A 13,424-nucleotide genomic window follows, 5' to 3' on the forward strand; every position below is an offset into this window, starting at 1 on the left:
CCTAGCGTTCGGGTCCTCCTTGGCTTTTTTGCTTTTATCCTTGGCCTTCTTTTTTTTATCATCTTTTTTCTTTTCGTTCTTTTTGTCCTTCTTGCCCGTAGTATTAGGGCGACTTTTTGACGGTTTAGTGATCACGGTTCCAGGCTTGAGAACCTGTTTAGAGTTAGAGTAAGAAACGATTTTAACAGGCTTATACTCCACAAATGAATAGTTACCATGAAGATTCCCCTGTCCATCCTTGTACGTCTGGTCATCCCCTCCAAGAGCATCGTTTGACTAAATAGGTTCTCAAAGTTAAGTACTACAGGCTTACCTTTCCATTGCTCCAGTAGCTTCCACGTTACTTCTGGTGTTTTATAGGTGACCGTCTGTTTGCTATCCGTCTCCCAAATCTCTTCCCAATAGCGTGGAAGGATTGCAGAAAAAGAAACCCGTTTCACTTTCGAGACGGGTTTCCCTGTTCGCTCCTGTCCAGTTATGACGGTAAAGGTTTCAACCTCATTACCAGACGTGATTTGAATCTCTGCTGGGGTGATGGGAAAAGTAAGGCGGATTTTACCTTGCGATAGTGCCAACATGGCTTACCCTCCAGTCTCCAATACTTTCATCATTTCTTCACCAAACACTTTACGGATCAACGCACGACCTTGAGGGCTGGTGAGCATCTGTGCGAACTCGGCAAAATTACTAATGCCCTTTGCCATCTCTCCGAAATCAATATTGATATTACCTATTGACACAGACTTCGGCGCGGCAGGAGCAGGCTGGGCAAGCGTCTGAGCCATTGGCATCATGCTGGCCGTACCGATCAAACTTGGCCGGCCGACTTGTCCACCGTTAGCATAAGGACGTACACCCATGATTATTCCAGCACGTTCCCAAAGCTCGCGGCCCCGACTGCGGCGGCTGGCTGACAGCGGAATGATCATTTCCGGACCAGCTTCGCCGACCAAGCCGACGTGTGGACGGTTGATATATCCACCTTGAGCATATGGTTTTGGCTTAGGTTTCGGTGTAATTCCACCACCGCCAGAGTTAGCGTCTTTTGCGTCCTTCATCTTTTTAAGGACTACTGCAACGGAACTGACAACGGAAGACAACGTAGGGAACTGGCCGCGCATACCAGCAATAAAATGGGACATAAGATCACTTCCCCAGCTATTGCCCTGGCTCGATACGTTTTTAAGTGAGAACAGATACTGTCTCGTCTTATCAACAGCCGATTTCGCCGCAACGCTGACACTATTAAAACTCTGTTTATTTTTTGCTGCCCCTTTGGCCACCTCATCCACGCTGCTCTTAGAAGCGGTTCCTACATCTTTAATACTTTTCTGGGCTTTGCTGCTGTCACCCATTTTCCAGACAACACCCCACGCATTTTTAAGTGCATTAAGGCGCTGCTTAACTTCTGGTTGCTCAGCAACGGTTTTTAGTCCCTCTTTAAGACCTTTATCGACTATGCTTTTGCGCACCTCGTCGCCAATCTGCTGAAGGCGCTTCTGCTTCTGCTCAGTCAGATTGTTGATCGTAATTTTTGCCTCAGGAGAGGGGCCAGGCTTCTCTTCCTTCTTGTCGCCCGTGAACCAGTTCTTCACGCCAGTCCAGGTATCCTTAGCAGAATTAAAGATTCCAACTGCACCATCCACGACCTTCCGGGTCAGCCCGCTTTCATCGGCAAATTTACCGATCTTCTCCCCTACGATATTCCCGATGTATGCACCGGCCATTGTGCCAAGTGGCCCAAGAACAGACCCAAAATCCCCGCCAATAGCACCTCCGGCTACACGGCCAACCATAGCACCGCCTTGCGTAGATACAGCCTCACGCAAGCCCTTATCCTTTGATGCTTCGTAGAGGTCATATGCACCGGCTGCTACGCTTGCAACCGTACCAACAATACCGCCAACTTTAGCCGCTTTACCTGCTCCTTTCAGGAAGCCACGCAAGCGGCCACCGCCAGAAGGCGGACTCGGTGGTGGCGGTGGATTTGGTGGAGCAGGTCGACGAACACGCCATGGATTTTCACGCGATCCGCGAGGACTTGGGTTAAGATCAGGGGATGGAGTGGGACGAGGACCATTAATGCGTATACGACGTCTACCGCCTCCCGCTCCCCTACGCCCTCCACGACTGTTTCTTCTACGGCGGCGTTCTCTGTCACGGTCGCCACTATCGCCACCGTCATCATCTGCCCCTCCTTCCCCACCACCGGACACAGAGCCATTTATATAGACTTTCGTAGCGTTAACAGTCATGGAAGCAACAGAGCGTAAACCACCAATACGATCATCGACAGGGTTACGGTTTCCACTCAATTGGCGTCTAATACCGCGTCCACCCATCCGCTCCCGTATTCGGGCAGCTCGTTGGGCTGGTGTTTCCTCGGGTGGTGGAGCTGGAGGTTCAGGAGGTTTCCGCCGAATCCAGTTCCAACCGGCTTTGATTCCCCTCCCTGTCGCATTTGCACCCTCTTTTCCCTTCTCTCCTACCCATTTAGCAGCAGTAGAAAGATCATCGTTGAACTTCTTTACACCTTGTGCAAAGGCCCATAATTTCTTAGCTACCAGTACAGCAGCCAACCCCATTAGAGCAGTATTTATGGCATTAAAATGATCTTTATAGAAGCTAGTCGCTCCAGTTATCGCATTGGTTATCCCCGTACCAAGTGTTTGAATGTTATCCTTATTCTGCACTAGCAAGGCGTTAAATTCCTTCATAGCTGGAAGGGCTGCTTGAGCAATATTGGTCCCAATCTCTTGCATTTGCAGGCTAATTTCAGCACGAGTCTGCTTCATTTCCGTCATTGGGTCCGCTGCCTGCTGCTTACGAAGCAAATTATCAGTGGTGCCCTTCATGTTTGGTGCTTTTTGAAACGCCGTGCCGAACGTCTTCAGAATGGAATCAGCGTTGTCTTCACCAGCGCCAGAACCCAAAGTTACAAGGGATTGTTTTAATTGGCTCCGCGTTTGACTAGCCAAATCGCCAACCAATGCCGCTATGGCTCCTTGAGCACGCTGTTTGTCACCTGAATTGATATCGTCTGTAAAAGCCGTCGCCTGACGTTGGGCTTCATCCTTGCCTGCTCCGCGACTGATAAAGTAATTCGCCATATCCCCTGTATTCAGAGCTTTGACACCAAACGTCTCCTTGAAAAAGTCGGCAGGCTTGTCGAAGTTAAATGCGCCATTCTGGACAGTTTTCGTTAAAAAATTTGCCATTTGCGCTGAATCGGTGCCGCTGCTTGCAAAGTATGGACTGTACTCCCAAAACGTATCGAACAGATCCTGCTGCTTGTCACCTACCTCCTTATAGGCATACATCATGCTATCAGCGACTTGACTGTAGGATTCTTTAAAACTGTTCGACGTTTGAGACAGCGCCCGCTGTACTTCCTCAGCTCCGGCATCCGGGCGAATGTACTGGATTTTAGCAGACGCACTTACGAAGTCACTCATCTTGGACTTATCCTGAACTAAAGGAGCTGCATCGGCAAGTTGTCGGGTTCCTTCTATACGATCTGGAATAATGGCCTTTTTAACTAAATCATCTACCGTGCTAAGGCTCAGCTGACGAATGCTTTCTGGCATGTAAGCCGCACTTCGTGCCGCCTCACGGTTGTAGTCGGACACGCCCCCAAACATAGAGTCACTTATACCGCTACCGAGCACAATCCCACCTGCCAACGCTGCCAACGCTGCCAACGCTGAAATTTTGTCGGATACTTGGTCAACGACTGGACTAATCGAATCCTCGGCCCGTAGCTTAACATGGGCGTCCCGGATACTTCGTATTTCCGAATCCGCTCGATCAGCAGAACGCCTAAGATCATCAGCTCCAGCACGTGCACGACGAAAGATATCGTTCAAGTGGATCTGATTCATACGTCGTACTTCATCGGACGCGCCATTGATCCGTCTGCCTAGATCGTCCGCTGATTCCCTCGCCCGACGGCTACCGGATACAAAATCATCGAACATGCTGCCCGATGCACGACGAAAATTCATCAGGTCGTCATGTGCGCCCTGAAGCATACGTCGCATATTCCGGACTGCGCCGGTGATCATATCCCTTGCCTCAAACGGTACCGTAACTGATGTAGTTGCTATAGTTCCCACCCCCTTCCTGTTTCGACATGGTTATTTCCGATTCATACGCGCCATTTCTTCCTCAGCGATCATTGATGCTGCCAGGCAAAAATAATATTGGCGCTCTTCATCCACTTCATACGGCAAGACCTCAGAAGGCAGCTTTTTTTGGTTAACCCAAAAATGGGCTATCCAGCTTGCCTCGCCATCTCGCCGGATGAGTTTTTTGCTTCTTTCATCAATTCTTCCTTAGTTTCTTGAAAGTTACGTACCGCCTTGCTGAGGATTGCATAATGGTCTGGATTGCTGAGCATTCGTGGTGGTAACTCATTCTTGTTTATGCAACTATAAACTTTCAGAAGCTCTTTGTTGTTCCAATCGAAGTCATGCTCCGTCGCCCGCACAATCATAACGTCGATATCGTTGAATGTTTCCTTTGGTGAACCATCATCATTAAATGCCACATCATAGCAACGGCGGATGTCCATTGTGGTCAAGCGCCGAACGGACCATTTCTCGCCGTCCACCTCTACCTCAAGTTGTTCCGGCTTTGCGGCCGCCGTGCCAGCCGCAAGATATTTTTGTAATTTGTCGCTCATTGTGATTCCTCCAATTTATTAGTCTTCTTTCATCAAAACACAGGTATTTTGAATAATCACTGCATGTAAAAAGCCTGCAAACTACTCCTATTGGAGTCAGTCTACAGGCTTAAATGATCTAGGAATTTATTATTTTACAGTAATGTAATACTCAATTTGCCCCGATCCATCTGGTAGATCAGCCACAACCAAAGCGACTCCAGGCTTCAGACCGACTACTAGACCATCAACATTGAGATAGATTGGGTTATTGTCCCCCTGATCCCCACTAATCCAAAAACTTGAACCAGTCAGATACCTCGATTCGCCTACTTTAAGAGTTAATCGACTGATAACTGCGTTCGTAGTAACCCCTTGCGTAATTGCGGCTTGAGAATCTGGAGCGGCGGCGGCAGCCGGAGAAGCAAATGATGTCGATCCTAAAGAGAAGCATGCTGCAACAGTTAAAAGTCCAATCAATAGTTTCTTTTTCACCTTACATCATCCTTTCATATTTGGAATACACACCTATTATATAGAATATATATCCAAATATAAATAGCTTTTGGTAAAATTATCGCTAAATTTTCGAATGTTTTATGGGCTACTTCATGGATGAAATCAAAACTTGTAAAACTAATATGAATATTCATATTTTTTTAGACCATCTTTGCTAGAGCCTATCAACATTGCGGAAAAGAACCCTTTGTTCCACTTAAGCCATGTAATCCGGAAACTTGTCAACGAAATCGAAATCCGTTGCTGTACCCGACAAGGTAATGTCTATACCATTGTTATCATCAATTTTCGCGACAAGAATATCTATTTCCTCATGAATGTGAATCCCTGTGATAAGGACACGTTCCGTGTTGCCCGTGATACGGTCTTCCAAGGAACCTGTAATACGAGGAAGAAACATTGTACGACCTGCTTTAAAGTCGTCCAGCAGTCGGTACCGCAATCGCGATTCAAGTTTTGACATGACAATTTTAACTGAAATTTCGTATCCTGTGAGTTGCTTCGTTTTAGCCATGCGCCGTGCTCGAACAATGTCCAAGTTTTCTGGTTTCAGTAGCACTTCCACTTCTTTCACCGTCTGTACGTCCTCACCGTTGTCATCCTGTAACGAGAGATTTCGTCCAATAAGTTCGCGTTCCATCTATTATTCCACCTCCCAGTCAGTATAGAAAATTTCGATAGCATCAAGCGGTTTGGCGCCGAGCTTGAAATAGGCATAATCGTTCTCGCTTGTCTTATCTGGATTTTCTGAGAAACTGAATTTGTCTGCAATGGCCTTCTGCTGAGCACGAATTTTAAGATATTCCAACACAGCAGCAATAAACATGCCGCGGCCTTCTTTGTCGTTATCCAGCTTGGCTTTCCAACGCTTGCCCGCTTCGTAGATATCGTTCATTACTTGGTCAATCGTAGCGGAAACGCGAATCTTCCCAAAGTCCTCACGCTCATTTGGTCCGATCGTGGTCAGAGTGTTAATAGCAGATTCGATAATGTATTTGTACCCATCTCGTGTAGCCATCAGCGTTCCTTCTGCCAGTCCTTTTAGTGCCTCAGTGTGACTCCAGTCCACTTTTGCCAATGTCATAGGCACTTCAACACCCGTAAATGACTTATTGGCAGGTGTACCCGCAACCAGCCCAGCCACCCATGCAGCCCATTCGACGGATGTGTAGGTCTTACCGTTGGTGTGATCGCCAGCAAGAGAGCAGTTAATTACATAACGGGCATTCATGGCGCGACTGCGTGCGTTGTGCGCCTCAATGTCGCCGTCCGCGACAACCAACGTCGCCAGCTTATGACCCTTATCGCGACGATCTAGCAGCCATTGTTTGGCGGAAGCTTGTACAGCCGGATCAACAGCGGAGAGGTAAATAGTATCGAACGTCAGGCCGTACACCCGGTTAAAGATACGATTCCAGTCGGTCGCTGCCAATATGGCCGTGCCAGTTGTACCGCCATCCAGTTTGGTATAAGCCACGTCTGCAAGAGCAGTTGCGCCAGTATCCTTAAAACGGACCATAGTGGACTTTTTAAGAGCTTCCACAGCAGCCGCCTTGTCTGCAACTAGATACGTTTCTGTGTCATACACGCCCTTGGTGTCGCGAACTACGATCTCCTTCTTGGTGCCATCGATAAGAGCCGGACGCACCATGTATTCCAAATCATTGCCTCGTGTTCCTGGATAACGTGCCTCAATAGTGTAGCTGTCAGCAACAGCGACAGATGCAGCCTTTTCTTCCCCGTTTGTAACCCGGTAGCCGATAACAGTCGCCCCGCTTTCGGCAGCAAGCTCCAATACATCAACAAGCTTGCCGGACTCCTTTAGGCGCTCTGAATCATTAGCCATATCTACGGCTTGGTTCGGTGCGCCCCATTCGGCCTGATAGGGAATGAGTACGCGGCCAGTTGTTGGAACAACCCGAGACCGTGCCTTTACTAGCAATTCAATGTACGCGCTGGGCCTAACCCGCTGAATTGTCATTTGGCGTTTCCTCCTTTGGTTTTTTCACTTGTGGTACTTCTGGTTTAACAGGCACAGAAGCAGGGGCTTCCTTGACCGGATGCAAATACGCATCCAGTCTTTGCTCCACTTCTGCCCGTGAAAGCAATGCGCAAGCAGCGCAATCAAAAAGAGCGCCCGCAATCTCGTAAGGCTCTGCCTTCAAGACCGCTGCGCTCTCAATCCATTCCTGCTTATTCCGTTTGTTTAAATCCTCAGTCATGCGTCAAATTCCTCCCCGTTGTGACTGATATAGAAATTGTTAATCTTCTGAATTGGGCTGCCGTCGTCATTGACCAGTGGCTTCGGTACACTGAGCAAATACGAGTACCTAAAGGTAACCTCTACTTGATCGGCCTTTTTCCGGGTTCGTGGCGGCTCAATGACCAGCACAACTCCAAAACGTTTGGACGGTACGTTAAACCGCTGCTGTCGAAGGTAGGTGAAAAACGGGTCAAGGTCAAGCGGTATAGGCTCCTCGTCCTGTTCGTCCGCTCGTTCCTTGTCATAGTGGAATACCAGCCCAACGTCCTCTATTATTCGGTCAGCTCGCGGCGTGTGAACCTTGTCCGAAACAAGATCCGTCTCGATAAACACGGCAGGCAGTTTAAAATCACCAGCCAGCCATTTAGACCGATCTCGCAAGATAGAAAGCTCAGGAAACACCCGTCGCACGATTTCGGCCCAGGCTTTTAAACCAACATCCATCATCAGCGCAGCATCCTTTCGAGTTCGATTTCCAGGCGGCGCATGATGAGTTGGTTCATGCCACCTTCAAGGTGCTCCACAGCAATATCAAAATAGTGGCGACCTATGAAGCTGCGCGGCTTTGCCATGAACCCAGTTTTGGCAGACGGATCATAGACAAATGAGCCGCCACCATTCCAGTAACCCGGCACAAAATGTTTCTTCTCAATGGTGTAACCATCATTGACCAATTGTGCATAAGGCAGGTTGGAACCAAGCTCCAGCGTGATCGCGTTGCGGTCTACGTCCCATTCCCATACGTTGTTATCATCGCCACGGGAAAAGGACTGCCACATGGCCCCGGTGTCGATCAGATCTTGTCGGTCAATTTCATCAATGATTAGATTGAGCAGTGTTTCCCCGGCTGCCTCCGCGATGTTACGTAAAATACGTTCCATCCCTTCATCAGCTATCCGACGGAAACGCCGGGCCAGTCCATCGAAATCATGCACGGTCATTTCCCTTCACCTCACATGTTACAAGCAGCTCGCGCCAGTAACGACGCCGAATGGAGTCAATCACCAGGTATCTACGGCCTAGCAAAACCACTTCGTCACTGAGCTTAATGTCGGCTGCCTTCGGGACTCCTACAGTCTTTTTGACGATGTACATTACTGGTTTAGCATCCGCTTTGGCTTCCGTCGTAGTTGTCACGACAAAGCATTTTACGTCAGTTATCTTATCGGATTTCCGATCGTCGAACAGGTCATCATCATCCCGCTTTTGACCAACACGATACACGGCCAATGGCGTTTTAAAACGGTGGTTCATAGTACGTATGCGGTGATGTTACCATCATCCGGTCCCGTTTGCTTCTTGACCCACAAGAACAGTATTGCATCCACATCTGGATTGCCGGTTGTTTTCCCCTCTACAGCCTGACGGGTGTACGTCCAAGCTCCATCGCTCTCGGACGCATAATTACGCGCCACGGATGCAAGATATTCCTCACTGTCCTGCAATGCCAATCCCTCCGCCAGCTTGGTCCAAGCCAGCATAATCTGCTTATCAAGTTCGGTCGGGAAGGGAATTGGCAGATACAGTTCAATACGTACTTGCGCGTCATCAATGCATTGCTGTAGCAGTTCAACCGGTGCCTCTTGGACAGGGGTTACTCGACTACGCTGTTGGAGTATTGTTGGCGTCAGCATTTTTACCGTCAGCCCCTTCAGATTTCGCCGGATCACCTGCAGGTGGCGTATTGTCGGTAGGTTTGCCTCCACCGCGTAGCGCAGTGATCAGATCCTGTGTATTCATGTTGCTAAATCCCTTAATCCCGGCAGCCTTAGCCTTATCTTTAAGCTGGATTAACGTAAGGTCTTCCAACGGAATAACCTTTTCTTCCTTGATATCAAAATCCGAGCGTTCACGAAAATTTTTAATGACAGATTCACTATCAACCAGCACTGGAACCTTGGCCAGGAAGCGGATGCCATAAAGCATCAAAGAGGTGTTTTCTCCCCGGTACGTGATATATGCCATCAGAACGTCACCCCTTCGACATATGCAACTGCCCCCGGCTCTTCAAAGATAGAGTCAAAATCCGAATGGATAGCGTAGAATCGCTTGTCTGCATAGATGGCTTCTCTGCCCTCAGTAGTTTTACGAATCTGCATGTCATAGGTGTTAACCAACGCAAAGTTATCGTGATAAGTGAACAACACAGCACCCTCTGGCATATGTGCGACTTCAACCACATCGTAACTATTGATTTTCTTCACACCACCAGTAATTTGCAACTGAATAGATGCGCTGGTGTCTTTCTCAGCCAGCGCCTGAATACGCTCACTAAATGTGTTTGGGTGCATGAAATATTTGAACACACCACCTGTGCGCAAGCGAGTAGGAATTGCACGCTCGATCTCGAAGAAGACGCCTTTTTTCTTTACATCAGGAAGCGTCGTCCAGTCAATGAAGTTGCCCTTGGTCTTCGCCAACTTGAGCCATCCGTCATTGATGCTGAGGAAAGCATAATCAGGGTCCGTATTCGGCGTAGCAGTATCCCCGTTGAACCCAATGTCCTGCATGTTATCACCATAGTTTTTGGTCATGGCCGCCATGATGATTTCCTCGGCATTCTGCCCGCGTACCCGTTGAGTCTGACGGATGAACTCCTCCGTGATTTCAAAAGGAAGAACTACTGGAGCCACAGCATAAGGGACCTGTGGAAAAGTAGGTGCAGCCGTATTGGTGGCCTCCTTATTTTCCACTTTACTGCGAAGGTTACGGCCAGTCACACCGATTTTGTCAATTGTACCTTTAGAGCTGATCTTGTTAACCGTGCGAATCCCCTTTAAAAACTCCGTAGATTCATAAGCCATTTCGGTAAACTTGTCCACCTGCTCATAGTTCAGGGCTGTTTGATCCAGCGTGCTCGTAATGGTGGATTTGATAATTTGTCCGTTTGTTCTCATATTTATCTCCCCTTTCGATTACAGAAGGCCGCCGAAGCTCACGCCCGCCGACTTCTGAATATCATCTTCTCCAGTACCACCTTGAACGGAACCACCACGGCTGTTCTTTACAACTTGTACGTCAGTAGCCAATGCTTGGACCTGCTCAGTTAGCGGTGCTAGTGCCTTAGTAATCGCGTCAGTCAGCGCGTTTGCTTGCGGTTCAGCAGGTGGTTCTGTTCCCGCTGGCTGCCCTGGCTCTTCCCCTTCTTGTTTCTTTAATTCAGTAACCTGCGTCGACAGTGCTTCTACCTGCTTGGCGATTGGAGCCACGGCAGCCTGTACAGCCTTAGCAATATCTTCAGTGTTCAAATCGTCTTCCTCCTCGTTCCCCTCATCTTTTTCAGGGGCGGTTTTTGTTTTTAATTCGGTCAGTGCAGCAATGGCATCATCAATGTGTTTCATATTGCCGTCAGAAATCTTTTTGCCAGCCCTGGCAATCTGCTCAGGCGGTTTTCTCATCGCCTTCACAATGTCCTCTTGAATCAAAACGGTTTGAGCAATGTCAACGAAATCCTGTAAGGCTTCCCGGATCGTGTCCGGATCGGTTTCCATTCCACTGTTCCAACTGTCCCAATTAAAAAGGATCGTGTTGAGCGCATCCTGTGCAGCCCAAAATTCGCGACTCGGTCGGCCTCTGTTGTACTTATCAGCAACAGCACCTTTGGCAATCTTCTCTCCAGCAAAAAATGATTTCATGACATTAAAAAAAGCCTGTTACCTCATCATTAGACTTGGCAGCAGACTTCTGTTGTTTTTCAATGGTTTCAGCAGTGCCAGCCATAGAGTAGCCAGTCACCTCCTCGCTCTGAATCTTATCCCAAATCTCATCACTCGCTTTCGTGACAAGCACCCAGGAACCTTTCTTGATCGTCTCTTCTCCCATTTCAAAATCTAAGGAGCAACATAACATTCGACCACATCCCCAACGCCTGGATCAAAGTCATGTTGTGTGTCCATAACCGCACCTTTAGCAATAGCCAGATTGGACATGAAACCATGCACAGCCTTTTCTATTTCATCGGCGGTCATCATGTCTCCATGTGTGTCTTCGACGTCTGGCTCATATACCACACCGTAAACCAGTTGTTTTGGGTCGTCAGCTTTGGTAATTAAACGAACCTGCTTTTCAAAGTCCGGTTTCTTCGTACTTTTTGTGAAAAAGAACCGCTTTTGATTTGCTCCTTTGTCCACATGTAATGTGGGTAATGTTTGCATTTTGCAGCTTTCGCACCATGTTGTTTGTTCACCCCCTCTCAAAATTTATATTGAATAAACAAAAGACCGTCCCAAAATGGAACGATCTCTTTTTGTTCAAGTAAAAGAAGTGATCAAATTTACACTCCCCAAATATGCTCAATTTGACTACTTCCATCCGGCATTGTTTCAATGTAGTACACATCTGGGTTTGTCATTGTTAGGAATGTCTCGTAAGCAGATTTATGACCAAATTCTTGTAGCAGTAAAGAAAGTGTCAATCTGTGCGAAACAATGATTTTTACAGACCCATTATTTAAATATGGTTGATCGAGGAATTTTTTGACCCGCAAAGTTACATCAAGATTTGACTCTCCCCCAGGGAATGACATTTCCGGATGCTCAAACTGCTCCTTGATTCTTCTCAAACGTTCCTCATCTGATAAATCACTAGTATTACCGAGATTTCGCTCAACTAATAGCACTTCTTTTTTTATATCTAAATTCATTGTTTTACCTATTTCCTCTGCAGTTTGAAACGCCCTGCAAAAAGGGCTAGTTATTAGCTGAATTTCTTGATCAACAATTTTTGTGTTTAAAAAGGAGGCAAGTTGTTTGGCTTGTTGAATACCTTCTTCTGTTAAAGGATCTTTAGCTTCATTCCCCTTTGCTTTACCGTGCCGTACAAAATAAAAAATCATTTTCTTATACCGGTACGAGCGTAGAAACACCAACTTCTTCGAAAGCATTTTTTACAACAGATACAGTTTCTCGAGGCAATTCACCACGATTTACTAATGTCTCAGCAGATTCTAAAATAGCTTGTAAGGCCTCTTTAAAAGTTGCATGTGGATGAATGATTGTTCGGTTATGCCACGCTGTATACCATAAAAAGGCTGCCTTGTCAGTCCCAATCTTAATTGCTGTGAGGTAAAAAGCCTTATTAGGGATACCACTATAATAGTGTACACCTCCGTTATCATCATCTAATGGTAGATCGGGATCAAAATCATTGAAGTGTGCTACTTGTCTATCTCCATTGTATGCTGTTCCTGGTGCCCTCATTGATCGTAGGGCCTTCCCAGGCCACTCTGGACCAACTATTTCATCGCCAATAAGCCAATCTGCTGTATCTGCAGTCTGGCCTTTTACAAACTGCTGAACAGCAGAACCAATTACATCAGAGAAATGCTCGTTCAATGCTCCTGATTGTCTCTCATATTCAAGTTCATTAACAAACTGGGTTACTCCGTGAGCTATTTCGTGTGCAACGACATCAATACTTCTTCCTAAATTAATGAAAGCTCTACCATCACCATCTCCCAGAGCTAATTGATCACCGACCCAAATCGCGTTATTATAATTTCTTCTGAAATGGACATTACTAATAACATCCATACCAACTCCGTCAATAGAATTCCTATTTAATTTCTGTTTGAAATACTCTAAAGTTTTTCCACAGTAATCATAGGAAATGTTTACCACATCATCCGTAGAAGAAGATCCCCCTTCTTGACGAACCAACTTACGTTGAAACTCTCCTGTATTCTCACTATCATATACAAATCGCTTTGGTGGTCTCCCACTAATTTCCATTATATTTCTTTCTGTTAAATTTTTTTTTACTTCAGTTCTCTTTTCTTCAATTTCTTTCGTCACCGCAAGGGTTTTCTCTGCATTTTCATTTCCTTTCTCCGCTAATTCTTTAAGCAGGTAATTCGGAATAAATCCTTCTTCATGTTTGTGATCTCCACTCATATTAAATGCCCCTTTTTTCAGAATACTAACAAAACTAATTTGTGAAAAAGGAGTTTATTTAAAACAGAAAATAAATACCAAATAAACA

Annotated in this window: 16 protein-coding genes and 1 pseudogene; all 17 read right to left on the bottom strand. The window is 46.7% G+C overall.

The window, feature by feature from the left end; genetic code table 11:
* Positions 1 to 131: 131 nt before the first annotated feature.
* The 17 genes and pseudogenes from ACU1JV_RS22805 to ACU1JV_RS22885 all read right to left on the bottom strand — a co-directional run bounded on the left by ACU1JV_RS22805 (position 132) and on the right by ACU1JV_RS22885 (position 13,336).
* Complete coding sequence (locus ACU1JV_RS22805) at positions 132 to 578, bottom strand: hypothetical protein (RefSeq protein WP_413987424.1); 447 nt, start codon at positions 576 to 578, stop codon at positions 132 to 134.
* Between the two features lie 3 nt (positions 579 to 581).
* Positions 582 to 4,115: a tail tape measure protein gene (locus ACU1JV_RS22810; RefSeq protein WP_413987423.1), complete on the bottom strand. Its 3,534-nt coding sequence runs from the start codon at positions 4,113 to 4,115 to the stop codon at positions 582 to 584.
* Positions 4,116 to 4,273: 158 nt separating this feature from the next.
* Positions 4,274 to 4,684, bottom strand: a complete 411-nt coding sequence (locus tag ACU1JV_RS22815) for a hypothetical protein (protein WP_058830634.1) — start codon at positions 4,682 to 4,684, stop codon at positions 4,274 to 4,276.
* A 129-nt stretch (positions 4,685 to 4,813) separates the two neighbouring features.
* Positions 4,814 to 5,158 (bottom strand): hypothetical protein, encoded by a 345-nt coding sequence (locus ACU1JV_RS22820; RefSeq protein WP_058830635.1) that lies wholly within the window; start codon positions 5,156 to 5,158, stop codon positions 4,814 to 4,816.
* 220 nt (positions 5,159 to 5,378) lie between these two features.
* Positions 5,379 to 5,822, bottom strand: coding sequence for a phage tail tube protein (locus tag ACU1JV_RS22825; protein ID WP_029517829.1), 444 nt, complete (start codon positions 5,820 to 5,822; stop codon positions 5,379 to 5,381).
* A gap of 3 nt (positions 5,823 to 5,825) precedes the next feature.
* Positions 5,826 to 7,163, bottom strand: a complete 1,338-nt coding sequence (locus tag ACU1JV_RS22830; RefSeq protein ID WP_413987422.1) for a phage tail sheath subtilisin-like domain-containing protein — start codon at positions 7,161 to 7,163, stop codon at positions 5,826 to 5,828.
* The gene (locus tag ACU1JV_RS22835; RefSeq protein ID WP_058830637.1) at positions 7,144 to 7,404 is read right to left on the bottom strand and encodes a hypothetical protein; all 261 of its coding nucleotides are present in this window, start codon (positions 7,402 to 7,404) and stop codon (positions 7,144 to 7,146) included. The genes ACU1JV_RS22830 and ACU1JV_RS22835 overlap by 20 nt, the downstream gene beginning before the upstream one ends.
* Complete coding sequence (locus tag ACU1JV_RS22840) at positions 7,401 to 7,892, bottom strand: hypothetical protein (protein ID WP_413987421.1); 492 nt, start codon at positions 7,890 to 7,892, stop codon at positions 7,401 to 7,403. The genes ACU1JV_RS22835 and ACU1JV_RS22840 overlap by 4 nt, the downstream gene beginning before the upstream one ends.
* Complete coding sequence (locus tag ACU1JV_RS22845; RefSeq protein ID WP_058830639.1) at positions 7,892 to 8,386, bottom strand: HK97 gp10 family phage protein; 495 nt, start codon at positions 8,384 to 8,386, stop codon at positions 7,892 to 7,894. The genes ACU1JV_RS22840 and ACU1JV_RS22845 overlap by 1 nt, the downstream gene beginning before the upstream one ends.
* Positions 8,373 to 8,699: a hypothetical protein gene (locus ACU1JV_RS22850; protein WP_058830640.1), complete on the bottom strand. Its 327-nt coding sequence runs from the start codon at positions 8,697 to 8,699 to the stop codon at positions 8,373 to 8,375. Before ACU1JV_RS22850 ends, ACU1JV_RS22845 begins: the two co-directional genes overlap by 14 nt.
* Positions 8,696 to 9,079: a DUF3199 family protein gene (locus ACU1JV_RS22855; protein WP_058830641.1), complete on the bottom strand. Its 384-nt coding sequence runs from the start codon at positions 9,077 to 9,079 to the stop codon at positions 8,696 to 8,698. Before ACU1JV_RS22855 ends, ACU1JV_RS22850 begins: the two co-directional genes overlap by 4 nt.
* Entirely contained in the window at positions 9,048 to 9,410 is a 363-nt protein-coding gene (locus ACU1JV_RS22860) for a Rho termination factor N-terminal domain-containing protein (protein ID WP_058830642.1), read from the bottom strand. The genes ACU1JV_RS22855 and ACU1JV_RS22860 overlap by 32 nt, the downstream gene beginning before the upstream one ends.
* On the bottom strand, positions 9,410 to 10,342 hold the full coding sequence (locus ACU1JV_RS22865; RefSeq protein WP_058830643.1) for a P2 family phage major capsid protein: 933 nt from the start codon (positions 10,340 to 10,342) through the stop codon (positions 9,410 to 9,412). Before ACU1JV_RS22865 ends, ACU1JV_RS22860 begins: the two co-directional genes overlap by 1 nt.
* Positions 10,343 to 10,360: 18 nt before the next feature.
* Positions 10,361 to 11,080 carry a hypothetical protein gene (locus tag ACU1JV_RS22870; protein ID WP_413987420.1) on the bottom strand — a complete coding sequence of 240 codons (720 nt, stop codon included), beginning with the start codon at positions 11,078 to 11,080 and terminating at the stop codon, positions 10,361 to 10,363.
* A 4-nt stretch (positions 11,081 to 11,084) separates the two neighbouring features.
* Positions 11,085 to 11,599: pseudogene (locus ACU1JV_RS22875) on the bottom strand (XkdF-like putative serine protease domain-containing protein).
* Positions 11,600 to 11,718: 119 nt separating this feature from the next.
* Positions 11,719 to 12,279, bottom strand: coding sequence for a histidine phosphatase family protein (locus tag ACU1JV_RS22880; protein ID WP_413987419.1), 561 nt, complete (start codon positions 12,277 to 12,279; stop codon positions 11,719 to 11,721).
* A gap of 4 nt (positions 12,280 to 12,283) precedes the next feature.
* Positions 12,284 to 13,336 carry a M4 family metallopeptidase gene (locus ACU1JV_RS22885; RefSeq protein WP_058830645.1) on the bottom strand — a complete coding sequence of 351 codons (1,053 nt, stop codon included), beginning with the start codon at positions 13,334 to 13,336 and terminating at the stop codon, positions 12,284 to 12,286.
* Between the last annotated feature and the right edge of the window lie 88 nt (positions 13,337 to 13,424).

Source organism: Paenibacillus sp. T2-29, assembly GCF_052921365.1.

Coding starts and splice junctions, on each gene's coding strand:
- ACU1JV_RS22815 (WP_058830634.1), bottom strand. CDS start 4,684: ATGAGCGACAAATTACAAAAATATCTTGCGGCTGGCACGGCGGCCGCA.
- ACU1JV_RS22825 (WP_029517829.1), bottom strand. CDS start 5,822: ATGGAACGCGAACTTATTGGACGAAATCTCTCGTTACAGGATGACAAC.
- ACU1JV_RS22850 (WP_058830640.1), bottom strand. CDS start 8,699: ATGAACCACCGTTTTAAAACGCCATTGGCCGTGTATCGTGTTGGTCAA.
- ACU1JV_RS22860 (WP_058830642.1), bottom strand. CDS start 9,410: ATGGCATATATCACGTACCGGGGAGAAAACACCTCTTTGATGCTTTAT.
- ACU1JV_RS22870 (WP_413987420.1), bottom strand. CDS start 11,080: ATGAAATCATTTTTTGCTGGAGAGAAGATTGCCAAAGGTGCTGTTGCT.
- ACU1JV_RS22855 (WP_058830641.1), bottom strand. CDS start 9,079: ATGCTGACGCCAACAATACTCCAACAGCGTAGTCGAGTAACCCCTGTC.
- ACU1JV_RS22880 (WP_413987419.1), bottom strand. CDS start 12,279: ATGATTTTTTATTTTGTACGGCACGGTAAAGCAAAGGGGAATGAAGCT.
- ACU1JV_RS22835 (WP_058830637.1), bottom strand. CDS start 7,404: ATGACTGAGGATTTAAACAAACGGAATAAGCAGGAATGGATTGAGAGC.
- ACU1JV_RS22865 (WP_058830643.1), bottom strand. CDS start 10,342: ATGAGAACAAACGGACAAATTATCAAATCCACCATTACGAGCACGCTG.
- ACU1JV_RS22845 (WP_058830639.1), bottom strand. CDS start 8,386: ATGACCGTGCATGATTTCGATGGACTGGCCCGGCGTTTCCGTCGGATA.
- ACU1JV_RS22885 (WP_058830645.1), bottom strand. CDS start 13,336: ATGAGTGGAGATCACAAACATGAAGAAGGATTTATTCCGAATTACCTG.
- ACU1JV_RS22840 (WP_413987421.1), bottom strand. CDS start 7,892: ATGATGGATGTTGGTTTAAAAGCCTGGGCCGAAATCGTGCGACGGGTG.
- ACU1JV_RS22830 (WP_413987422.1), bottom strand. CDS start 7,163: ATGACAATTCAGCGGGTTAGGCCCAGCGCGTACATTGAATTGCTAGTA.
- ACU1JV_RS22805 (WP_413987424.1), bottom strand. CDS start 578: ATGTTGGCACTATCGCAAGGTAAAATCCGCCTTACTTTTCCCATCACC.